Genomic DNA, 23,102 nt, shown 5'->3' with positions numbered 1-23,102 from the left:
GCGGCGGCCGCGGAAACGCTGGTACCGCCCCTAGCGGCGGATATCGCCGATTTCGCGGATGATGCCGAAGCGGTGCATGGTCACGGAGACGGCCTGCTCCAGCAGGTACGGCAGCAGCTCGCGGCGGCCGTCGGCCAGGACCGGCTGGTCGAGGACGACCGAGTTGGACTTGACCGCGGCCTCCTGGACCGGCTGCTCCACCGCACCGAGGGCGCGGATGCGAGCCGAGGACATCTCGGCGACCTCGTTGGCGAACTCCTCGGCGCTGGCGGTGCGGGCGCGGAAGCCCATGTCGCGCAGGTCCGCGGCGATATTCGCCGGGGCCGAGATGTCGATCGGGGTGCCGGTGATGGCGGTGGCCAGCAGCTGGCGGGCCACGTCGCGGACCTTGTAGCCCTCGCCGACGCGGACGGACAGGGCCGACAGCAGTGGGCGGTAGCGGAAGATATTGGCCTCCGAGATCAGGGCCGTGCGGTCGTGGTTGCGACCGAACTCTTCCTGCCAGGCCAGCTGGTCCAGCTCCGCGGCGCGCAACAGCCAGGCGGCGTCGCCCTCGTCCAGCACGGAGTCCAGGCGGTCGGTCCACTGGCGCAGCTCGCCGGCGATGTTGGCCTTGATGTCCACGTCGCGGGCGCGCAGCTCGCCGTCCTCCCAGGTGCCCATCTGCGGCACGTAATTCGGGCCGCCGGCCTTGGCACCCGGGCCCATGACGGACTTCTTCCAGCCGCCGAAGGACTGGCGCTGGACGATAGCGCCGGTGATGCCGCGGTTGACGTAGGCGTTGCCGACCTCGACGTGGTCGATCCAGTAGTCGATCTCCTCGTCATCCAGGGAGTGGATGCCGCCGGTCAGGCCGTAGCCGGTGGAGTTCTGCCACTCGATGGCCTCCTCCAGGGTCTCGGCGTGCATGATGCCCAGCACCGGGCCGAAGCACTCGTTGAGGTGGTACCAGGAGCCCGGCTGGACGCCGTCGCGGATGCCCGGGGACCACAGGGTTCCCTCCTCGTTGAGCTTTTCCGGCTTGATGAGCCACTTCTCGCCCGGCTCCAGCTGGGTCAGGCCGCGGTAGAGCTTCTCGCTCGGCGGCTCAGCCAGGCCGTTCATGGTGGTCTTGACCTCGTAGCCCGGGCCCGGGATGAGCGTGCGCACGGAGTCCAGCAGCTGGTTGCGCAGGCGCTCCGAGGTGCCGGCGGCGCCGACGAAGATCACCAGGGAGGCGGCGGAGCACTTCTGGCCGGAATGGCCGAAGGCGGACAGGTACAGGTCCTGGATGGCCAGATCCGGGTCGGCGGCCGGGGTGATGATGAGAGCGTTCTTGCCGGAGGTCTCCGCCATCAGGTTCATGTCCGGGCGCCAGGAGCGGAAGAGCGCACCGGTGTCGGAAGCGCCGGTCAGGATGACGGCGTCGACGTCCGCGTGGGAGATGAGCGTCTTGCCGGCTTCGCTTTCATCGGTGTAGACCAGCTGGACCAGGTCGGTGTCCAGGCCATGCTCCTTCAGGCCGGCGTGGATGGCCTCCACGGCCACCTGGGCACAGTGAACCACCTGCGGGGCCGGCTTGATGATGACGGTGGAGCCCGCCGCCAGGGAGGACAGCACACCGCCGACCGGGATGGCCACGGGGAAGTTCCACGGCGGGGTCACCACGGTCACGCGGTTCGGGGTGAACTTGGAGCGGGCCTCGTCCAGCAGGCGCGCGGAGTGCGCGTAGTAGGTGGCGAAGTCGATGGCCTCGGAGACCTCCGGGTCGGACTGCGTCACGGTCTTGTTGGCCTCGTGAGCCATGACGCTGACCAGGCGGCCGCGGTAATCGGCCAGGCGGTCGCCGATGGTCTCCAGGACCTCAGCGCGCTCGTGGCCGGTCTTGGAGCCCCAGTCCTCGGCCAGGGTCTTGGCCTTGGCCACGGCGGTTTCCACCTCGGCCGGATCGGTGACCTGGGTGACGGTGTGCTCGCCCGGGTCGGTGGACAGCCACTTCAGGGCCCACTCGCGGTTGGCCTGCAGCGCCGGGTCGGTGTCCGGCTCGTTGACGAAGCGGCCGGTGACCGGAGCCTGGCGGCCCTGGCCCTCCTCGGCGGTGCGGTCCTGCTGGCGGCGGGCGCCGGCGAAGGTGTCCCAGCGGTCTTCCACGGCGCGGCGGAAGCGGGCTTCCTGATCCTGCAGCGGGGTCAGGTGATCGCTGCGGGCCTCGTCCGGGGCGAACAGGGCGTAGAGGAAGTTCTGCGGGGCGGAGTTCTCCTCCAGACGGCGGACCAGGTAGGACACGGCGACGTCGAAGTCTTCCATGTGCACGACCGGGGTGTAGAGGATCTGGCGGCCGCCGAAGACCTTGCGGACGGCCTCCTGCTGGGCCGGGGACATGCCCTGCAGCATCTCGGAATCCATCATGTCCATCACGCCGCGCTTCTTGCCCAGCTCCGCGGCCAGGGCGGCGGTGTAGAGGTTGTGGGTGGCTACACCAATCCGGACGGAGTCAGCGAATTCTTCGCGCAGGATGTAGTCCAGCAGGCGGAAGTAGTTGGCGTCGACCTCCGGCTTGGTGATGTAGGGGGCGACCGGCCAGCCGTGGACCTCGCCCTGGACGTGCTCCATGGACAGGTTGGCGCCCTTGACCAGGCGGATCTTGATCTTGGCGCCGCCTTCGGCCACGCGCTGCTTGGCGAACTCGGCCAGCTCCTGCAGGGCGGCGAAGGTGTCCGGCAGGTAGGCCTGCAGGACGATGCCGGTTTCCAGCTCCTTGAACTCCGGCTCGCTGAGCAGTTCCTTGAACAGGCGGATGGTCAGGTGGAGGTCGTGGTACTCCTCCATGTCCAGGTTGATGAAGACGTTCGGGCTGCGCTTGGCGGCCTCCTCGTAGAGGGGGCGCAGGCGCTCCTTGAGGCGCTCGACGGAGCCGTCGATGTCCCACGGGTTGAGCTGGGCCACGATGGAGGAGGCCTTCACGGACACGTAGGTCACGCGTGGGTTGCGGATAAGCGCCAGGGTGCGCTCGGCACGGGAGCGGGCCTCGTCCTCGCCGAGGACGGCCTCGCCCAGCAGGTTCAGGTTGAGCTGCTCGCCGGACTCGGTGGCCTTGTCCAGGGTCTTGTTCAGGGCGTCGGACTCGGCGTCGACGACCAGGTGGCCGACCATTTGGCGCATGCGCATGCGGGCCAGCGGCATCACGAGGTTCGGCAGGATCGGTCCGAAGAAACCTCCCAAGCCGATCAGGGAGGCGTTGATCTTGCCGAGGAAGGCCGGATCGAAGTTTTCGTTAATCTTCTTCAGCGCGTGAGCTGCGACCTTGTCGTCTTCCGGGCGCATAACGCGGTCGACGAAGTCCATGGTGAACTTCACACCGTCGGTGTCGCGCAGCAGGTCCGCGAGCTGCTCGGTGGCCTGGTCTTTCTCGTTGGCGCTAGCGGCGAGCCAGGTGCGGGCCTGGCGGACGGCGGATTCGACGATGGCTTCGACGTCGTCGGATTCGGGCAAACGGGTGTTGGCAGGAGAAGTCATAGTGGTTCTACCTCTTTGTGCGGTGAGACCCGGGCCGGTGATGGTGGCCCGCTGCGGCTATCTCCAGCTGGCATGCGGGTTAGTCGAGCGTCCCGGGTCTTACCCGGGCCGGGTGGAAATGGAAAGTGTTGTTTAACGCTTCCGCCGCGCCAAACGTCGCCCCAACAGGGTTGGGGCAGAAGTCTCTGGCGGGGAAGCAGCCATACGCTTGCCGTGCACGCGGGTGCGCGTGCCGCAGGTTGGACCAATCTTTTGGCGGAGTGTGCCGGCTATCTATACGGGAGGCCGGTCACTCGCGCGGCGAATCCGCGCCAGAAAGACGTTCAACGCTCACCTTCCTTACCTGGCTAGAGGACAAAGAGATAGAACTAGGTCTGGAGCTAGCACACAGGCACTAGAGCTAAGACTAAGACTCGTGGTTGCGGACGCCCCGGGCGGAACGGCCGTTATGTTGTGCAGCCACCCTACTCCCCTTGTGACCTAAGCAACCACAAGCGGGTGGGTGTAATGCTGCTTGCTATTGCGGTCATTATAAGAAACCCACACAACTGACGCTAGTGGGTAGGCGAAAATGCCCGATGGGGGTAGAAAGGTTGATTTGTTTCCGCAGGAAGTTCCGACCTAGGGGGTAGGGCGGGGCTGGGCAGCTTTTACTGGCCGTAGCCGGCTTTGAGCGCCTTGATGGCGAGATCAAGACGAGACTTGGCCTGGAATTCGGCCAGCAGGTAAGAGATGTATTTCTTAATCGTGCCGTCGGCATAGCCCGTCGATGCCGCGATCTCCGCGTTCGACTGGCCCTCGCACAGCAGCTCCAGTACCCGCAGCTGCGCCGGGGGAACATCGTGATTGTCGAGCGCCGCCGTCGGCCGCATAGTGGTGGTGTTCTGTAGCTCCGGCAGGTGCTCAACCAGGCGGGTCAGCGACTGCGGCGTGACCACCGTGCCGCCCTTCACGGCTTCGCGCACCGTTTCCAAAATATAGGCGGGCTTCGAGCTTTTTAGGATATAGGCGGCCGCCTTGTGGGACATGACGTCCAACAGGGTGTCGTCATTGTCCATGGCGGTCATCGCGATAAAGACCGGGGGATTGTCCATCTCCCCGACCTTGCGCAGCAGTGTCGTGCCGTCCATTTCCGGCATGTGAATATCTGCCACGATGACGTCAAAATCTTGCTCCCCGAGCAGAGCAAGGGCGGCTTTTCCATTTTCGGCGGTAGCGCCCACCTTCATGTCGTCCGCGCTAGCGAAGTAGTGTCCTAGCGCTTCGAGTACCAGCGGGTCGTCGTCGACGACCAGGAGGTTAATTACCGACCCGGGCAAAACGGGGACGGGCAGCCGAAGGCCTTTTCAGCGGCGGACTCGTACGGGGCGACGGTAACCGGTGCGTCCTGGGAGCTAAGGGCGGGGGCGCCGCCGATCAGCTGCGAAGAGAGGAGCAAAGGTGCGAGGAAACCTGCGAGAGCGTTCATTGGGGTCCTTTCCAGGGATGTCTCTAGAGAGTGTTCGAGATGGTAGCAAGCGTTAGCATAACTTAGCTCAATGATAGCCGCCAAGGTTATGTGAGATCATCGACGTGTATAGCTATGTGGTGGAAGAGACAACGTGACTTCCCAGTTGCCGTCGTTTTCCGTGCTGCTGAGCTTGGCGTCGATAGTGGTGGCGATCCGGTGCATGGACGCCTGGCCGATGCCCGAAGACATGGCGTTGTCAGCGACTCGGGACGTGGCGATCGGGTTGGAAATCGTCAGGCTGATCCATCCCAGATAAGGCCGGACAAGTAGGTCGATGTCCGCGCCGGGCGGGGAGTATTTGACGGCGTTGATGCACGCCTCGTTGACGATGGCGGCGACCGCGTCGAGGACGTCCTGGCTGAAGCTGGGATCGAAATCGTCCAGCTGGACCGTCGTCTTAGGCTGGCGGTTCAGCTTCTGGAGTCGGGAGGCTTCTTCGGTCAGCAGCTTCGCGAACGTGGTGGGCTTCTTGCCGGTCTTGTCGCCGATGCCGAGGACCGACTGGGGATCGTCGTTGGAGCTGCGCAGCACGCTAGTCAAGGCGCGGATCTCCGACATGGTCGCGCGCATGGAGTCACTGAGCTCATCGAGGCGCTCGGCCAGCTTGGGGTCCTTGGCGTATTCCAAGCTCAAGGCCTCCAGCTGCATGGTGTTGACCGTCATGCTGGACACGGCCGAATTATGCAGCATCTCGGCGAGATCGTTCTGCCGCCTCCGGACGTCACGGTCCCATTCCACCATGGCCGCTTTGTAGCGCCGCGCCGAGTGGCCGTAGGCGCTGCCGATGACGATGCCCAGGCTGACGTACATACCCCAGGTAGCAGCCGTAGGGAGGTTGACGGTGCTCTGGTCTGAGACCGGATCGATGAGCCCGGCCACCCACAGCGTGAGCCCAGCGCCCGCGGTGAGCCACACCCGTCCGTGGTAGGCCACGATGGCGGCCAAGACTGGGACGATAAAGATACAGCTGAGATACGTGTTGTGCGTGCTGAGCGAGGCGGTCAACCAGACGATGAGGAAGAGTGTCGTCATAGCCAGCGGATAGCGGTAGGCCCCTACGGTCGCGCAGCTCAGCGCGATTCCCAATACTACGGAGACCAGTTGGAGTTCCGGCGGCTCCATGGCGGCACCGAGCAGGGTAAGTAGCAGGCAAAAGGCGCCCACGACGATCGCGGCCCGCTCGAGCGTCATGACGGATCGGAGCTTGCGCAGGGCGGGCAGGGGTCGTAGTGCCGACATGCGGACTCCTTTGGCGAGCGGAACGAGGTGCGGTCTTGATGAAAGTTCTTTATTCAACGTTAGTCCGTAAAGGAATCGTCCGAGCTATGCGGAGTCGGATGGGCCGAGCTGGGGCGGTGGGGCGGAGCGGCCGGTGCGGGCCGGGTGGCATCGTTAGCGCTGGTGTGCCGGTGGGCTGTGGTCGGGCTGAAGATAGAGGAACCCCCGCCGTCCGAGTCTGTCCCATGCGACGCTCTTTTTGGGAGCGGCGCGAACTCGGGCGGCGGGGGAAGTTCAGTGAAAGAGTCTCGTGCCTCTGTTTAGTGGAGGTTTAAGGCTTACTCGGAAGCAGCTTCGGTGGACTCGGCAGCCTCAGAAGCGGAGTCCTCGGAGGAGGACAGGCCCTCGAAAGCGGAGGACAGGCCCTCGCCCTCGGAGCCCTCGGAGGAGCTGTCGATCAGGCCGGAGATGCCCTTGATGAGCTGCTCGAAGTCGATGGCGGAGCTGAGGTCGGTCAGGAAGTCGAACATGAAAGTTCCTTTCGGTGTATAAGAATCTGAGTCTCTCGAGTAGGAGCAGCCCGGGGTGGTCGAAAACCAGCCAGTCCCGTTGCTGTTGCGACCGTTCCCGGCTGCTGTGCTTTACAGTCTGCCGAGTTTTGGGCCTGCTGCCTATCCTCTTTCGGATACTTGTTGGAGGTAACTTTCGGACACGCTCGCGGAACCGAAGGTGGACGACGTGTTCTGAACTGGGAAAACGAAAAAGATTTAAAAAGTTGAGTCGAGTGGGAACAACTTTGACGAGTGGTGCGTTGTGTAGATTGAGTGGCCAGCACTCAGGTTTGGAACGACTTGAAGCAAACTTCTGTTAGAGTGGCTGACGTACTCATCAGAAGTTGAGCCACAGGCAATCAACTTACGAGAAACAAACACTTAGAAGGAGTAAAGAACTATGGGACGCGCAGTAGGTATTGACCTCGGTACCACTAACTCGGTGGTTTCCGTACTGGAAGGTGGCGAGGCCACCGTTATCGCTAACTCGGAAGGCTCCCGCACCACCCCGTCCGTCGTGGCCTTCGCCAAGAACGGGGAAATCCTGGTCGGCCAGTCCGCTAAGAACCAGGCGGTGACCAACGTCGACCGCACCATTCGCTCCGTCAAGCGCCACATCGGCACCGACTGGACCGTCGACATTGATGACAAGAAGTACACCCCGCAGGAGATCTCCGCCCGCACGCTGATGAAGCTGAAGCGCGACGCGGAGTCCTACCTGGGTGAGGATGTCACCGACGCGGTCATCACCGTGCCGGCTTACTTCGAGGACGCGCAGCGCCAGGCCACCAAGGAGGCCGGCCAGATTGCAGGCCTGAACGTCCTGCGTATTGTCAACGAGCCGACCGCGGCTGCACTGGCTTACGGCCTGGAGAAGGGCGAGCAGGAGCAGACCATCCTGGTCTTCGACCTGGGCGGCGGCACCTTCGACGTCTCCCTGCTGGAAATCGGCGACGGCGTCGTCGAGGTCATGGCCACCGCCGGTGACAACTCGCTGGGCGGCGACGACTGGGACCAGCGCATCGTTGACTGGCTGGTCGAGAAGTTCAAGAGCGCCCAGGGCATCGACCTGACCAAGGACAAGATGGCTCTGCAGCGTCTGCGCGAGGCCGCGGAGAAGGCCAAGATTGAGCTGTCCGCTTCCCAGCAGGCCAACATCAACCTGCCGTACATTACGGTGGATGCTGACAAGAACCCGCTGTTCCTGGACGAGACCCTGACCCGCACCGAGTTCCAGAAGATCACCCAGGATCTGCTGGACCGCACCAAGGCTCCGTTCAACCAGGTCATCAAGGACGCTGACATGTCCGTCGGCGATATCGACCACGTCGTCCTGGTTGGTGGCTCCACCCGTATGCCGGCCGTGTCTGACCTGGTCAAGGAACTGACCGGCCGCGAGCCGAACAAGGGCGTTAACCCGGACGAGGTCGTCGCCGTGGGCGCTGCCCTGCAGGCCGGCGTCCTGCGTGGCGAGGTGAAGGACGTCCTCCTGCTGGACGTCACCCCGCTGTCCCTGGGTATTGAGACCAAGGGTGGCGTGATGACCAAGCTCATAGAGCGCAACACCACCATCCCGACCAAGAAGTCCGAGACCTTCACCACCGCGGAAGACAACCAGCCTTCCGTCCAGATCCAGGTCTTCCAGGGTGAGCGCGAGATGGCTTCCGCCAACAAGCTGCTGGGTTCCTTCGAGCTGGGCGGCATCGCTCCGGCACCGCGTGGCGTTCCGCAGATTGAGGTCACCTTCGACATCGACGCCAACGGCATCGTCTCCGTGTCCGCCAAGGACAAGGGCACCGGCAAGGAAAACACCATCAAGATTCAGGATGGTTCCGGCCTGTCCCAGGAGGAGATTGACCGCATGGTCAAGGACGCCGAGCAGCACGCCGAAGAGGACAAGAAGCGCCGCGAGGAGCAGGAGACCCGCAACAACGCGGAATCCACCTCCTACCAGACCCGCAAGTTCCTGGACGAGAACTCCGACAAGGTCTCCGAAGAGTCCAAGACCAAGGTGACCGAGGCTGCCGACGCCGTCGACGAGGCCCTCAAGGGCGACGACATCGAGGCTATTAAGTCCGCCGTGGAGAAGCTGTCCACCGTCTCCCAGGAGATGGGCAAGGAGATCTACGAGGCACAGGCTGCCGAGGCTGGCCAGGAAGGCCAGGCTGGTGACGCTGGCGCCCAGGGAGATCCGAACGTCGTCGACGCTGAGGTCGTGGACGAGGACACCGACAACACCGACAACAAGGATGGCGACAAGTAATGACTCAGTTCAACGGAATGCCGGATAACCCCGGCGACCCGGACAACACCGATCCGGAGGCTACCTCGGCGGACCGTGCTGAGGAAGCTGCCGCCGAGGCTGCCGATGCCCAGTCGGCCGAAGCCGCGGACGCCCAGGCCGACGCGGAAGCGGACGCCGCCGAAGAGGCCGTGCTGGATCCCACGCTCGAGGCAGATGTGGACGAGGCCCTGGCCGACGTCGAGGGCGACGTCGACCCGGAGGCGGCCGCCGAGCCGAACCTCGAGGCACAGCTGGCCGAGCGCACCGAGGACCTGCAGCGTCTGAACGCGGAGTACACCAACTACCGCCGCCGGACCGAGCGTGAGCGCCAGGGCGTTATTGACAACGCCAAGGCCCAGGTCATCGCCCAGCTGCTGCCCATCCTCGACGACCTCGAGCTGGCCCGCCAGCACGGGGACTTGGAGGAAGGCCCGCTGAAGTCGATGGCCGACAAGCTCAACAACGTGCTGCAGGGCCAAAAGCTCGCCGCCTTCGGCGAAGAGGGCGACGCCTTCGACCCGGAGATCCACGAAGCAGTTCAGGATCTCTCCAGCGGTGACGAGAAGGTGCTGGGCACCGTCTTGCGACGCGGCTACCGCGTCGGCGACCGGCTGGTACGCAACGCGATGGTCATCATCGCCGACCCCAGTGATTCGTCCGCATCCGCGGATGAGGCGGAAGGCGGCGCGGACTCGCACGGGTCCGAGCAGAGCTAGTTCCTAATGGTGGCGTCGGGGGAGGTTATCCTCGGCGCCCCTTTTATTTAGTCTTAGATAAAATTTTTAGTAAACACATAGCGAGGCTGAGAAACACTATTTCACCTCGAAAGGAGGAGATGCCCAGTGAGCGCTAAACCAGAATGGGCAGACAAAGATTATTACGCGGATCTGGGGGTCTCCTCGTCCGCGAGCGCTAGCGAGATTAAGCACGCTTACCGCAAGCTAGCCCGGGAAAACCACCCGGACGCCAACCCGGACAACCCGGAGGCGCTGGAGAAGTTTAAGAAAGCCGCCGAGGCGTACGACGTCCTCTCCGATGAGAAGGAACGCAAGGAGTACGACGATTTTAAGGCCATGCTGCGCAGGGGCGGCGGCTTCGGCCGGGCAGGAGGCGCCGGATTTCCCGGCGGGTTTCGCCAAACGCACGGGGCGCAAGACTTCGACCTCTCCGACCTCTTCGGGAACTCTGGACAAACTGGAGGCGGTGGTTTTGGGGATATCTTCAGTGGCGTTTTCAACCGCGGCGGTGGTGCTGGCCACGCAGCTCGGCCGACGCGCGGGGCGGACGTCGAAACGGAAATAACCCTCGAATTCCGCGAGGCCGCCAAGGGCGGCACCATCCCGCTGCAGCTCAGCGGCGAGGCCCCGTGCACCACCTGCCACGGCTCGGGCTCGAAGACCGGCCACACCACCACCTGCACGAAGTGCAACGGCACGGGCTTTACCTCGGAAAACCGCGGTAGCTTCGGCTTCTCCGCTCCCTGTCAGAACTGCGGCAGCACCGGGCAGACCGTCACCGATCCGTGCGAGACCTGCAACGGCACCGGTACCGTCCACCGCACCCGCTCTATCACCGTGCGCATCCCGGCCGGCGTTATCGACGGCCAGAAGGTGCGCCTGGCGGGCCAGGGCGAGGCCGGGCCCAACGGCACCCCGGCCGGCGACTTGTTCGTCTCCGTGCACGTGAAATCCGACCCGGTCTTTACCCGCAAGGGCGACGACCTGGAAATCACCGTCCCGGTCTCCTTCGCGGAACTAGCGTTGGGCGACACCATTACGGTGCCGACCCTGGATAGCCCGGTGCGCGTCAAGGTCCCGGCGGGCACGCCGGACGGCCGGACGCTGCGCGTACGCAACCGGGGCATCCCGGCCCGGGGCGGCAAGTCCGGCGACCTGCTGGTCACCGTCCAAGTCAAGGTTCCGAACAACCTGGACGCCGCCGCCTCCAGCGCGCTGCGCTCCTACGCCCAGGCCGAGAAGGACTCCGGGTTCAACCCCCGCGCCGGATGGGCCGGGGACACCACGCGGAACTAGGAGGTGAAAAGCTATGAGCGAGTTTTCTAGCATGTACGTCATCTCCGTGGCAGCGGAACTGTCCGGTATGCACGCCCAGACGCTGCGTACCTACGACCGCCTCGGGCTGGTCACCCCGGCCCGCACCAGCGGCGGCGGCCGCCGTTACTCGGACCGCGACATCTCGATGCTGCGCAAGATCCAGAACCTGTCCCAAGAGGACGGGGTCAACCTGGCCGGCATCAAGGCAATCATCGAGCTCACCGAGGAACGCGACAAGCTGGCCGCCGAGCGCGACGAATTGGAAAACGAGGTCGCGCAGCTGCGCGCCGAATTACAAAAGCGCGGAAGCCAGCCGCAGCGCGGCGAGCTGGTCCACGTGCCGCGCTCGACCTCCGTGGTCATGTGGTCCCCGCGCCGCGGCGGCAAACACCGCCCCGCCTAAGCGCCTCCGTTTGCGTGTTGTTTAGGCCGCGCCGTGTGCGTTGTGCGCGGCCACGTCAATCCCTGTTCCCCGACTCCGGGGGCAGGGATTTTTGCTTGTCCCAACTGGTAGTTCGTAGCAGGAAAGGATCACCCCCTAGCGGCAGCCGGAACGACTGGATATGATGGCGTGCAAGATTTCGTGACTGGGCTCACTAAGTAGAGCTTGGTGCGAAGGTCTTCACATAAACCACACTCAATGCCGACTACCAGTTGAAGGACTCCACACCATGACGCAGTACGCAAACCCCGGCACCCCGGACGCAATCGCCAACTTCCGCGAGCGCTACGACAACTACATCGGCGGGCAGTGGGTCCCGCCGGTCGATGGCGAGTACATGGACAACATCACGCCCGTGACCGGCGAGGTCTTCTGCCAGGTCGCCCGCGGTAAGGAAGCGGACATCAACCTGGCTATCGATGCCGCCGAGAAGGCCTTCGAGACCTGGGGCAAGACCTCCCCGGCCAAGCGCAGCCTCGTGCTGCTGCGCATCGCCGATCGCATCGAGGAAAACCTCGAAAAGATCGCCGTCGCCGAGACCTGGGAAAACGGCAAGGCCGTGCGCGAGACCCTCGCCGCGGATATCCCGCTGGCCGTGGACCACTTCCGCTACTTCGCCGGCGCGATCCGCGCCCAGGAGGGCGGCATCTCCCAGCTGGACGAGAACACTGTGGCCTACCACTTCCACGAGCCGCTCGGCGTCGTGGGCCAGATCATCCCGTGGAACTTCCCGCTCCTGATGGCCGCGTGGAAGATCGCCCCGGCCCTGGCCACCGGCAACTGCATTATCCTCAAGCCCGCCGAGCAGACCCCGGCCTCCATCCTCTTCCTGCTCGATCTTATCGGCGATCTCCTGCCGGAGGGCGTGCTCAACGTGGTCAACGGCCTAGGCGACGAGGCCGGCGCCGCGCTGTCCGGCTCCGACCGGATCGCCAAGATTGCGTTTACCGGCTCCACCCCGGTCGGCAAGATCATCAACAAGACCGCCGCGGACAAGGTCATCCCGGTCACCCTGGAGCTCGGCGGCAAGTCCCCGTCGATCTTCTTCCCGGACATCATGGACGAGGACGACTCCTACCTGGAAAAGTGCGTCGAGGGCTTCGTCATGTTTGCCCTGAACCAGGGTGAGGTCTGCACCTGCCCGTCGCGCGCGCTGGTCCACGAGGACATCGCGGACAAGTTCCTGGAGCTGGCCATCGAGCGCGTGAAGAAGATCAAGATCGGACACCCGCTCGACACCGAGACCATGATGGGCGCGCAGGCCTCCCAGGAGCAGATGGACAAGATCACCGAGTACCTGAAAATCGGCCCGGAAGAGGGCGCCGAGACGCTCATCGGCGGAAACGTCAACCAGCTCGACGGCCTGGAAAACGGTTACTACATCGAGCCGACTGTCTTCAAGGGCACCAACGACATGCGGATCTTCCAAGAGGAGATCTTCGGCCCGGTGCTGTCCGTGGCGACCTTCAAGGACTTCGACGAAGCCATCCAGATCGCCAACGACACCAACTTCGGCCTGGGCTCCGGCGTGTGGTCGCGCAGCCAGAACATCTGCTACCGCGCTGGCCGCGCCATCCAGGCTGGTCGCGTGTGGATTAACCAGTACCACAACTACCCGGCGCACGCTGCCTTCGGCGGTTACAAGGAGTCCGGCCTGGGTCGCGAGAACCACCTGATGATGCTGGACCACTACCAGGAGACCAAGAACATGCTCGTGTCCTACTCCGAGAAGCCGACGGGCCTGTTCTAAGCACCTCCTGTCTTACCTCGCGCGATGTCGCCGAGGTGGGCGAAGAACCGGGGATCCGAGAAATACGCGCCGTGATCGCCGTACACCGGCTCGGGCCAGGGCCGGGCCCCGAAACCGCGGCTGGTGGGATCGGGACCGTGGATCCCGCCCCACGGTGAGGCGACCGCGTCGATCGGATCCCCTTTCGCCGTGAGCGCGTGCACCTGCGGGTTGTGGCCGTGCAGGCGGTAGTCCTGCGCGTTTTCGGCCACCGCGCCGGGGCTGCCCAGCAGGACCAGGTCGTCCGCCGCCAGGCCTTCCGGCTGGGTGGCGGCGGAGCCGGCGACGACGCTGCCGTAGGAGTAGCCGACCACCGTATGCCGCGCGTCCGGGTAACGCTGCCGCAGTGAGCGCTGGAAGCGGGCCAGGTCGCGGCCGGCGCGCTGGGCGGGCTCCGCGTGGACCCCGTGCGCGAGGCCGGGAGGGGCGGCGTAACCGGCCCACGCGACGGCCGTCCCGCCCGTGGCCTGGGCTATCTGGCGCGTCCTGTCGATGGTGCGTTGCCATTTCTCCGGCTCGGCCGAGCCGACCCCCTCGATGAAGGTGGTAACACTGGCCGGCTCGGTGGATACCGGCTCCCCGGGCGGCGGGACAATCGCCACCATCCGGCCTTTCGAGACCTCCAGGAGCCGGATATCCGGGTTGGCCCGGGCCAGTTCTTGGACGAATTCGGAGGAGGTCACCAGGTTGAGCTCGTGGATGGCATCGACGCTCAGGTCCTCGAAATCGCCCAGCCGCTGCGGCGGCTCCGGCAGCGTGCCCGTGCACAGCGCGTCGATGCTGCGCGCGCACGCCCAGTCCAGCCCGTCGCCGATGCCGCGCAGGGCCAGCAGCAGCGGCGTGGCCGCGGTCCCGCCCAGCGCTAGGACGGCGCGGCCTTCCAAGTCTTCGAGGCGAGCATGGAGCTCCGCGTAGGCCTCCAGGAGCCCGGCCGCCAGTCGCATCTGCTGTGCTTCGGGCTCGAGCTGCCGGGCGTAGTGCCGCAGGTTTTGGCTGGCCACCAGCGGTGCGTCGCCGCTTAGTCCAGCCCACAATAGCGCGGCCCCATCATGGGTAAGTAGTGCAGAGCGGCCGGCGAGCGTTCCGCTGGCCGCGTCTAGGGTCCCGGCGGCCTGGCGCAGGGCGAGCGAGGTCGTCATCGGTGCTGCCCTCTCTCGAAGGCGGCGGACAGTGTCTCATCGGTGTCGGCCACGTGGTCGAGGAAGTAGGACAGGTCGGCTAATTGCGCCCTCCGGCGCGCCTCCCAGCCGGTGGTGCGGGCGCTCCAGGCGGCGTGCGCGCGGTGGAGGGCCGCCGCCGTCCGGGCGCCGTAGCGCCCTAGGTGCGGGGTGGTCTCCGCCGCCGGGTAGGGGTAGGTGGTGGCTAATTGCTGGCGTACTAATTCACGGGCAGAGCTACTAATAGTTAACTGGTTCATGCCTTTAGTCTGGGCCCCTTTGCGCCGCGGGCGCTAGGGCTGTCACGGATCTAGTGCCAGAATTTTTCTCGCAACCGGGCGGATATCCCCCTACTGTGGAGACCATGAAGATTGCAGCAGTCCAGGTAACCACGGGCCCTGACTGGGCGGAGAACCTCGCCAAAGCCGAAGGTCAGATACGCAAAGCGGCGGCGGAAGGCGCGCAGTTGGTGGTCCTTCCGGAAGCGACCATGCAGGCCTTTGCCACGGGTCGTCTCGACGAGGGCGCCCAAGACCTAGATGGTGAATTTGCTCAGCGCCTGCACGCGCTCGCCACCGAGCTCGGCGTCACCGTGGTAGCGGGCATGTTCAGCCCCGCCGACAGCTACGTCAAGGGCGACAAGACCATCAACCGCGTCTACAACACCGCGCTAATAACCGGGCCGGATATCCACCGCGGCTACGCCAAGATCCACACCTACGACGCCTTCGACTACCGCGAATCCGACACCGTGCGCCCCGGCGTCGACCTCGTGACCTTCGAGGTGGGCGAGTGGACCGTCGGCGTGGCCGTCTGCTTCGACATCCGCTTCTCGGACCAGTTCCGGGCCCTAGCCCAGCGCGGCGCGCAGCTCATCGTCGTGCCCACCAGCTGGGCCGACGGCCCGGGCAAGCTCGAGCAGTGGCGCCTGTTGTCTGCGGCCCGCGCGCTGGACTCGACCAGCTACCTGTGCGCGGCCGGCCAGGCCCGCCCGGGCGGCAACGACGAGGCGGGCAACCCCTCCGGGCCCACGGGCATCGGCCACTCGGTCATTGTGGACCCGCAGGGCCGGCGCCTCGCCGAGGCCGGCTATGAGGAAGAGATCATCTACGCCGATATCGACGCCGACGAGGTCGCGGACATGCGTCGTTCCCTGCCGGTGCTGGAGTCGCGGACCTAAAAGCCGTAGTCGGCTAGGCCTGAAAACCGGCCGGCTGCCAGTCCGCGGCCTGCGCCGCCACGCGGCCGGCTAGCTGCGTAATCCCCGGGCCGACCACGTGGGTGGGCCGCCCGCCGGCGATGGCGGTGATGGCCGCCGCCGGGTCGTCGGTAACCTCGACGTTCAGCGATTGCGCCGGATCCGCCGGGCTTAACAGCCACGGATCCCGCGGGCTTTCCGCCAGGTGGTGGAAGCGCACCCAGGGCGCCAGCGCGGCGAAGTTTTCCTGGAAATGGGTGTCGTAGAAGGCGCCGGGGCTTTCGGCCAGCCGAATGACATCGATGCGCGCGGGTTCGGGCACCTTGCCCGCAGCGACGTCGGCCCACAACGCCAGGAGGTGGGCCTTGTGCGCGGACCAGCCGGTGCTGCGGCTGACCAGGACTTCGGCGTTGCCGGCCCCGTGCGGGAAATCCTGGGCCGGGGCGCCAAGCGTCCACCAATCCCCGGGGTGGGAACGGATGAGGGAGGTGGAGGCATCGCCAGCCGCGGCCAGGTGGAATTCCAGCTGGCCTGTCGAATCCGCCGGGGTGGCCGGGGTCATCTCCCGCCAGGTGCCGGGCAGCAGGGAAGAAGTCACCGGCACGGACTGGCCGGGCGCGCATTCTAAGGCCGTGCCGATTTCCACGTGCACGATGGCAGTCGCGCGGTTGGGCTTGTCCACCGCCACCACGCGGCCCGCGTAGGCCGGCGGGATGCCGGCGACGTCCGCGGCGTGGTGAGCCTCGCGCATAATGGTGCAGACCTGGGTGAAGACGCCGGAAAGCCGCCGCGAAATGGTCGTCGATGCCCCCACATCCCGCAGCGCCTTCCCAAAGGCGCTAGCCAGCGTGGAGTAGAGCTCGGCGGGGAAGCCGTGGCGGCGGTGCGCGCGGGCCATGTCCTCGAGCCGCTTCGTGACCTCGGCGGGGATGACCAGCTCGCCCGGTTCAACGCGCACGGCGCGCACCAGCCAGGCCAGCGCGGGCAGGAAGTCCGCGTGGACGCGGTGCTGGTCCCAGGCAAAGACCTGGCGCGACTCGACCACGTCGACAAACAGGTTCTCGTGCAGCGCGCGGTGGAGGCGCTCGGCGTCCGGGTGGCCGGCTTCGATGAGCTCCGCGGCTTCCTCCAGGGAAAACGCAGCCGCTAACCCGTAGGTCTCCACACGCGAATTCATGTCCCTTAGTCTACTGGCTCGGCGCGGCCGGTCGATGCGGGCGGGCTAGATTTCGTAGCCGGTGACCGGGCCTTCCGTGTTGGGCTGCCAGCCCAGCTCCGGTGCGACGTGCTTCGCGAAGTTCTCCAGGATCTTCACGTTGGTCTCCAGGCCCATGGCGGTCGGGATGGTCAGCAGCAGGGTATCGGCGGCCTCGATGGCCGGGTCCTCGCGTAGCTGGGCGATGAGCTTGTCCGGCTCCGCCGCGTAGGTACGGCCGAAGGTGGACGCGCCCGTGTCCGGCAGGATGCCGACCTGGTCGTGGCTGGTGGCCTGCATGCCGAACAGCTGGTGATCGGCGCCGTCGACGATGGGGAAGATGGATCGGGAGATGCTCACGCGCGGGGCCCAATCGTGTCCGGCCGCGGCCCAGGCCGCGCGGTAGCGGCGGATCTGCTCGGCCTGGATCTCTCCCAAGGTGTGCTCGGAGGTCTCCGAGACCAGGGTGGACGACATCAGGTTCACCCCGTCGCGGGCGGCCTGCTCCGCCGACTGGTAGGTTCCCGAGCCCCAGAAGATATTGCGGCGCAGCCCCGGCGAGTGCGGGAAGACGGGCAGCTGCGAGCCCGGCTGGAACATGTTCGGGTACTGGCGGTCCAGCGGCGCGGCGGTGGCCATGCCCGCGCCATCGATGCCCGCCAGGAAGCGCTCGAAGTTGGCCCGCGCCAGGTCGGCGCCGTTGGGGGCCTGCGAGCGGTAGCCGAAGGCCTCCCAGCCGCGCTCGGCGACCTCCGGCGCGCCGCGGGAGATGCCCAGCGCGACGCGTCCGTCGGCGATCTGGTCCAGGGCGGCGGCCTCCTCGGCCAAGTAGAGCGGGTTTTCGTAGCGCATGTCGATAACGCCGGTGCCCACCTCGATGTGCTTGGTGCTGCCGGCCACCGCGCCCAGCAGGGGCATCGGGGCGGAGGCCTGGGGCACGAAGTGGTGCACGCGGAAGGAGGCGTTGTTCACGCCCAGCTCGTCCGCAGCCTGGGCGAGGTTGAGGTGGATGCGGGCGACCTTGCTGGCCGAGGGTCCGCGCTGGTTGCCGAATGCGTAGTGTCCGAAGCTTAAGAATCCGAAGGCTTTCATGCCCGCCATTATAGTGGACGCGTCAACAAAAGGGAAGGGTTTGGGTTTGGCGTCGGCCTTGGCGGGAGTTCCGGGCAAGTTTCTGCTTGCCGGCGCGCTCGGGCGGCGAAAAATTGATCGGAACTCTCGTGTACCCCGGCGAGAATCTCGCCCGCCCCGGCGAAGCGCTCTCCGCTGCTAGCCTGTAGCGCAGGGGGGAATACTTTATGGACGACATCGTCGTGTCCGGCGTGGATGCCAAGACGCTGTGGCGGCGCGCGGCGGCCGGGGTCTACGTCAAGATTGCCAAGGGGCTGTACCTGACGCGGGAGCCGACGCCGGGGGAGCTGCTGGCGATAGCCATGCGACGCTGGCCCCAGGCGGTGGCCACCGGGCCGACCGCGCGCGAGATTTATCTGGGTCAGCCGCTTAGCTTCCCGCTGCACTTGGCCGCCCCGCGCAAGCTCCCGCGATCTGCCTACGTGTCCGGCTACCGGACCCAGCGGCTGGCGGCACTCCAGGTGGAAGGGGCGCGGGTGCATATACCTGCCCTAACGATCGACTACTGCACTGACGAAGAGGCCGTCGAGCTGCTGGAGCAGGCGTACCGGGGGAGGAAGGCGAAGAGCGTGCTGGAGCAGCACATCGCCGGCCGGCGGCTCAGCAAGCGGGCGCGCGGCCTTATTGGGCGGGCTTCCATCGGCAGCGATTCTCCGCTTGAGCGCAAGCTCGTGCGGGCCTTGCGGGACGCCGGGTACCGGGTGGATACCAACGTGCAGGTAGGACAGTACTTCTTCGACCTCCACCTGCCGGAGTTGAAGATGCTCATCGAGGTGGACGGCTATCAGTTCCATACCGCGGAGTCGCCCGACACCTTCATCCGGGACCGGTGGAAGGCGAACGAGGCCACGCTGGCGGGGTACACGGTCCTGCGCTATAGCGGCAGCTGCGTGCACTATCACCTCAAGCGGGTAGTCAAGCAGGTGACGCAGCCGCGGCCGGCGCCCATGGCCTCCAACGGGGTGTGGAACTGGCACTCGGGCATTATCCGGGAGGTGTCCTGGGCGCGTTATCGCTAGGCGGCAGGTACGCGCTCGCGAGAGTTTCGATCAAGTTTGCGTTCCCGGGGTGGGCCCACGGGCCAAAAGTTGATCGGAACTCGCAGAACCCCCGCAGAACCGGCCCTAAAACCTACCCAAAACCTCCGCCGCACGCTTGGCGGCCAGCCGGCCGGCGCGGGTGGCGCCCACGGTCGAGGCGGTGGAACCGTACCCGGCCAGCAGGGCGCGCGGGTTCGCGGCCGGGGTGACCTCGTCGAGCATCTCGATTCCCCCGCGTGGGCTGCGCAACCGCAGCCCCGCCAGGTGGCCCAGGTGCGGGCGGAAGCCGGTGTTCCAGAAGATTGTGTCGACCTCGACGTGGGTGCCGGCGGGGAAGGGGCGCCAGGCCTTGGCGCGGGTCTCGGCGTCCGCGTCGTGGACGTCCGGGGCAGCGTACGAGCGGGGAGTGGAGAAGGTGACGCCGGTGGCATCGATGGCGCTGAACATGCCGCGGGAGACCAGCAGGCCGCGGTCGACGGCGTCCAGGTAGTCCTGCCACGGCGGGATCCCCGTGGTGGACACGACCGAGGCGGGGCGCTTGCCCGCGTGGGTGCGGGCCCGCACGCTGTCTTCGACGGCGCGGCCCCAGCGGGCATCGAAGGCGGTGGATACGAAGTCCGGCGGGCGCCGGGTGGCCCAGATGGTCTCCGTGACGCCTTCGAGCTCCAGCAGGAACTGCACGGCGGACAGCCCGCCGCCGACGACGAGGGTGCGCTGGCCGGCGAAATCGGCCGCGCGCGTGTAGTCCTTGGTGTGCAGCTGGCAGCCCCGGAACTCCGCCGCGCCGGGGACGTGCGGGATAAACGGGCTGTCCCAGGTGCCGGTGGCGTTGATGAGCGCCGGCGCCTGGAAGCTGCCCGCGGTGGTCGCCAGGTGGAAGGTGTGGGCGGCGGAATCGTAGTGCACGTTTTCCACCCGGACCGGGCGGCGCACGTCGAGGCCGAAGTGCTCTTCGTAGGTGCCGTAATAGTCGGAGACGACGCGGGAAGCCGGCGTGGCGTCGTCGCCGGCCGGGGCGGCCAGGCCGGGGAGATCGGCAATCCCGTGCGCCTTACCTAGGGTGAGCGAATCCCAGCGGTGGCGCCAGGCGCCGCCGGGGCCGCGGTTGGCGTCGAGGACGATGGCGGACACGCCGCGCCGCTTGAGCTGCTGAGCGGACGCGAGGCCGGCCTGACCGGCGCCGATGACCACAACTTCAGCTGAATACATACCAGCTAGTCTAACCGTTTGCCGAGGATTGGCCCTTTTTATTCGGGGGTAATGGCGCCCTAATAAAACACCCCGGTATGTTGTATATCACCCGTAAGCAAGTAATGTGTTCACGGTCAGAACTCCCCCAAAAGTCAGCTATTTGGAATTTGGCGTGCCGCGGTGACAGCGGTTCCACGGCAAATTCACAGGCCGGCGCCCCGTGGGGAGCGGCCGCGGCCCACGGTGGGCAGCGGCAATTCACGATGAAGGTGAAAGGATAGCCGGTGGAAGAGTTTTCTGCTTATTCCCTGATGTTGGACGTGGGCTGGATTTCGTTGCTCATGGTGATCGGCAACGTCCTGCGTCACAAGGTCAAGTTCATTTTCCAGGACCTGCTGCTGCCCGCCCCGATTACGGCCGGCCTGCTGGGCCTGATTCTGGGCCCCGAGCTGCTGGGCTGGATCAATTTCTCCGACGCGCTGGGCGATTACACCTCCCTGCTGATCGCCGTCGTGTTCGCCTCCATGGCCTACTCCATGGAGGTCGGCGGTTCCATGCGCAAGGGCGCGCGCAACATGTGGGGCTTTTCCACCATGATGTTCACGGGCCAGTGGGGCCTGTTCATCCTGCTGGGTGTCTTCCTGTTCATGCCGGTCTTTGACACCCCGAACTGGTTCGGCATGATGCTGCCGGTCGGCTTCACCGGCGGCTTCGGTACCGCCGCGGCAGTCGGCGGCGCGCTGGAGGGCGTTGGCGCTGAGGCCGCGTCCTCGCTGGGCTTTACCTCGGCGACCGTCGGTACGCTGGCCGCCATCATCGGCGGCGTCGTCGCCGGCAACTGGGGCATCCGCCGCGGCAAGGTCTCCCACGTCCCGAAGGAGCTGCCGGAGGAGCTGCGCCGCGGCTACATCCGCAACGTCGAGGACCGCCCGTCCCTGGGGCGGGCGACCACCAACCCGTCCGCGATTGAGCCGCTGACCCTGCACCTGGGCTTCATCGTTCTGACCGTCATGATTGCCTACCTCATCAACTCGGCTATCTCCTCGGTCTGGGAGAACGTCTCCATCCCGCTGTTCGCCATGTCCATGGTGGTGGGCCTTATCATCCGCGCCATCATGAACGCCGTGGGTGCTAACGATTACCTGGACCGCGAGGCCATCTCCATGGTCTCCGGTGCTGCCACCGACTACCTGATCGCTTTCGGTATCGCCGCCATCGTGCCGGCCGCCATCGCTAGCTACTGGGTCCCGCTGCTGGTCCTGTTCGTGCTGGGTACCATCTACTGCACCTTCTTCCTGCTGTGGTTCCCGGCCGAGTTCTTCGGCGAGCGCTGGATTGAGCGCGGCATCTTCGGCTGGGGCTGGGCCACGGCCACCGTCGCCACCGGTATCGCCATCCTCAAGATCGTCGACCCGAAGCTGGAGTCCGGCACCCTGTCGGAATACGGCATGGCCTACGTCGGCTTCGGCCCCTTCGAGATCGGCATGACCGTCGTGGCCCCGATCGCCGTGATTTACGGCTTCACCGCCGGGCTGGGCTGGATCTCGCTGGCGATTGCCGTCGGCATCTACCTCACCTTCAAGTTCGCTGGCTGGATGCCGCCGCGCGGCACCATCCTCAAGGAAGGCATCGGCCACGTGGGGCAGAAGTCCTAATACCTCGCGCCGCCAGCCGCCGCACCCCAAGTCCGATAAGGGGTCGCGGCGGCTTTGTCGATCCAGGGGTTCGATCCGAGCCAGACCCCGCGCGTAGAATAAGCACCCCCGAATATATGAAGAGAAAAGGTGCGTGACGCGTGTGTCGAAATGGGGAGTGCTGGTCGATAACGGCCTGCCCGCCCGAGTGGTCAATCAAGAACTAAGCGATGCCGACGTGGTGGTGGAGTCGGTGCCCACGGATGGCTCCGGCAACATCGCGCTGTCGGCCTCGGCTGAGGCGATACGGACCCGCTACGGCTGGGACCGGTTCGTCTACATCACGGACATGCCGATGACCGCCGACGGCGATCCCGTGGCCGCGCAGGTGGTCGGTCAGGCCGGCGATGCCGCCATCGTGAGCCTGCCGGCCTTCGGCTTCCGGCTCGGCCGCCAGAACCTGGCCGAGCGGGTCCGGGCCTTCGGCAATAGCGGCCAGTGGTCGGGCCCAGGTGAGGAGTGCTCCCCGTCGCACGTTGACGGCGCGGACGAGCATGCCGATGCTACCTTCGTCACCGGCCAGCGCGCCCGCTTCGTCGCCGGCATGGTGCGCACCAACCGTCCCGGCCGGATGCTGACGGCCCTGGCCAGCTGCCTGGCGGTCACGGTCGCCACCGGCGGGTTCGGTATCTTCTACGGCTCGGTCTGGCAGATGGCGCACGCGCTTAGCCCCCAGCGCCTGGCCCTGGTCAGCGTGGTTGCCATCCTGGTGCTGTCCACCTGGCTGGTCATCTACAACGGCATGTGGCACCGGGTCTCCCACCAGACCTTCCGGCAGCGCGCGCGGCTGGATAACGCCTCGACGGGCCTGACCGTCCTGGTGACCGTGCTGATGATGTTCGGGCTGACTTTCTGCGGCATGGCGGCGCTGACCGTGGTGGTCATCCCGCCGGACTACCTGACCGAGCAGCTCGGCGAGGCCGTCGGCTGGCGCGACTACGTCGACATCGCGTGGTTTACCACCTCGCTGGGCATCATGGGTGGGGCCTTGGGTTCCAACTTCGACGGCTCGGCCAAGGTGCGCCGCGCGACGTTCTCGGACCGTGAGAACGAGCGCCGCGACAGCGACGAGGAGCAGCCCAGTGGCTGGCGCGAGGACGAGCACGAAGGCAGCCACGAAGCCCAGAGCGCGGCCCCCGGACAAGAAAAATAA

General features: G+C 65.9%; 19 protein-coding genes. 9 read left to right on the top strand and 10 right to left on the bottom strand.

Features of this window, described 5'->3' with window-relative positions:
• Positions 1–30: 30 nt before the first annotated feature.
• From ACEE23_RS02995 to ACEE23_RS02975, 5 genes are all read right to left on the bottom strand, one after another.
• Complete coding sequence (locus ACEE23_RS02995) at positions 31–3,495, bottom strand: proline dehydrogenase family protein (RefSeq protein WP_448872158.1); 3,465 nt, start codon at positions 3,493–3,495, stop codon at positions 31–33.
• Between the two features lie 650 nt (positions 3,496–4,145).
• Positions 4,146–4,814 (bottom strand): response regulator, encoded by a 669-nt coding sequence (locus ACEE23_RS02990; RefSeq protein ID WP_368519955.1) that lies wholly within the window; start codon positions 4,812–4,814, stop codon positions 4,146–4,148.
• Complete coding sequence (locus tag ACEE23_RS02985; protein WP_168166941.1) at positions 4,799–4,963, bottom strand: hypothetical protein; 165 nt, start codon at positions 4,961–4,963, stop codon at positions 4,799–4,801. Before ACEE23_RS02985 ends, ACEE23_RS02990 begins: the two co-directional genes overlap by 16 nt.
• A gap of 96 nt (positions 4,964–5,059) precedes the next feature.
• Entirely contained in the window at positions 5,060–6,244 is a 1,185-nt protein-coding gene (locus tag ACEE23_RS02980; RefSeq protein ID WP_368519954.1) for a sensor histidine kinase, read from the bottom strand.
• Between the two features lie 317 nt (positions 6,245–6,561).
• The gene (locus tag ACEE23_RS02975; protein WP_368519953.1) at positions 6,562–6,753 is read right to left on the bottom strand and encodes a hypothetical protein; all 192 of its coding nucleotides are present in this window, start codon (positions 6,751–6,753) and stop codon (positions 6,562–6,564) included.
• Between the two features lie 421 nt (positions 6,754–7,174).
• Between ACEE23_RS02975 and dnaK the strand changes: the two genes are divergently transcribed.
• The 5 genes from dnaK to exaC all read left to right on the top strand — a co-directional run bounded on the left by dnaK (position 7,175) and on the right by exaC (position 13,304).
• The gene (gene dnaK, locus ACEE23_RS02970; RefSeq protein ID WP_368534186.1) at positions 7,175–9,037 is read left to right on the top strand and encodes a molecular chaperone DnaK; all 1,863 of its coding nucleotides are present in this window, start codon (positions 7,175–7,177) and stop codon (positions 9,035–9,037) included.
• Complete coding sequence (grpE, locus tag ACEE23_RS02965; protein ID WP_368521292.1) at positions 9,037–9,774, top strand: nucleotide exchange factor GrpE; 738 nt, start codon at positions 9,037–9,039, stop codon at positions 9,772–9,774. Before dnaK ends, grpE begins: the two co-directional genes overlap by 1 nt.
• A gap of 126 nt (positions 9,775–9,900) precedes the next feature.
• Complete coding sequence (dnaJ, locus tag ACEE23_RS02960) at positions 9,901–11,091, top strand: molecular chaperone DnaJ (RefSeq protein ID WP_368521291.1); 1,191 nt, start codon at positions 9,901–9,903, stop codon at positions 11,089–11,091.
• Positions 11,092–11,104: 13 nt separating this feature from the next.
• Positions 11,105–11,515, top strand: coding sequence for a heat shock protein transcriptional repressor HspR (locus ACEE23_RS02955; protein WP_368521290.1), 411 nt, complete (start codon positions 11,105–11,107; stop codon positions 11,513–11,515).
• A 268-nt stretch (positions 11,516–11,783) separates the two neighbouring features.
• Positions 11,784–13,304 (top strand): acetaldehyde dehydrogenase ExaC, encoded by a 1,521-nt coding sequence (gene exaC / locus ACEE23_RS02950; RefSeq protein ID WP_448872163.1) that lies wholly within the window; start codon positions 11,784–11,786, stop codon positions 13,302–13,304.
• On the opposite strand, the gene ACEE23_RS02945 is transcribed toward exaC, so the two are convergent.
• The gene (locus ACEE23_RS02945; RefSeq protein ID WP_368519947.1) at positions 13,301–14,482 is read right to left on the bottom strand and encodes an alpha/beta hydrolase; all 1,182 of its coding nucleotides are present in this window, start codon (positions 14,480–14,482) and stop codon (positions 13,301–13,303) included. The two genes, exaC and ACEE23_RS02945, sit on opposite strands and share 4 nt — an antisense overlap.
• Positions 14,479–14,760 (bottom strand): hypothetical protein, encoded by a 282-nt coding sequence (locus ACEE23_RS02940; protein ID WP_368519946.1) that lies wholly within the window; start codon positions 14,758–14,760, stop codon positions 14,479–14,481. Before ACEE23_RS02940 ends, ACEE23_RS02945 begins: the two co-directional genes overlap by 4 nt.
• A 104-nt stretch (positions 14,761–14,864) precedes the next feature.
• Between ACEE23_RS02940 and ACEE23_RS02935 the strand changes: the two genes are divergently transcribed.
• On the top strand, positions 14,865–15,680 hold the full coding sequence (locus ACEE23_RS02935; RefSeq protein ID WP_368519945.1) for a carbon-nitrogen hydrolase family protein: 816 nt from the start codon (positions 14,865–14,867) through the stop codon (positions 15,678–15,680).
• Between the two features lie 13 nt (positions 15,681–15,693).
• Here the strand turns inward: ACEE23_RS02935 and ACEE23_RS02930 are convergent, their stop codons facing one another.
• Both ACEE23_RS02930 and ACEE23_RS02925 read right to left on the bottom strand, forming a co-directional pair.
• Positions 15,694–16,875: a 2-polyprenylphenol hydroxylase gene (locus ACEE23_RS02930; protein ID WP_368519944.1), complete on the bottom strand. Its 1,182-nt coding sequence runs from the start codon at positions 16,873–16,875 to the stop codon at positions 15,694–15,696.
• A gap of 45 nt (positions 16,876–16,920) precedes the next feature.
• Positions 16,921–17,985: an LLM class flavin-dependent oxidoreductase gene (locus ACEE23_RS02925; protein ID WP_368519943.1), complete on the bottom strand. Its 1,065-nt coding sequence runs from the start codon at positions 17,983–17,985 to the stop codon at positions 16,921–16,923.
• A 206-nt stretch (positions 17,986–18,191) separates the two neighbouring features.
• On the opposite strand from ACEE23_RS02925, the gene ACEE23_RS02920 reads away from it, so the two are divergent.
• Positions 18,192–19,043: an endonuclease domain-containing protein gene (locus ACEE23_RS02920; RefSeq protein ID WP_368519942.1), complete on the top strand. Its 852-nt coding sequence runs from the start codon at positions 18,192–18,194 to the stop codon at positions 19,041–19,043.
• A gap of 105 nt (positions 19,044–19,148) precedes the next feature.
• On the opposite strand, the gene ACEE23_RS02915 is transcribed toward ACEE23_RS02920, so the two are convergent.
• Entirely contained in the window at positions 19,149–20,273 is a 1,125-nt protein-coding gene (locus tag ACEE23_RS02915; protein ID WP_368519941.1) for an NAD(P)-binding domain-containing protein, read from the bottom strand.
• 266 nt (positions 20,274–20,539) lie between these two features.
• On the opposite strand from ACEE23_RS02915, the gene ACEE23_RS02910 reads away from it, so the two are divergent.
• The gene (locus ACEE23_RS02910; protein WP_368519940.1) at positions 20,540–21,910 is read left to right on the top strand and encodes a sodium/glutamate symporter; all 1,371 of its coding nucleotides are present in this window, start codon (positions 20,540–20,542) and stop codon (positions 21,908–21,910) included.
• Between the two features lie 142 nt (positions 21,911–22,052).
• Entirely contained in the window at positions 22,053–23,102 is a 1,050-nt protein-coding gene (locus tag ACEE23_RS02905; protein ID WP_368519939.1) for a hypothetical protein, read from the top strand.

This window comes from Corynebacterium sp. 32222D000AT, from assembly GCF_053546955.1.
This window is presented reverse-complemented; position numbering and strand designations above follow the sequence as displayed.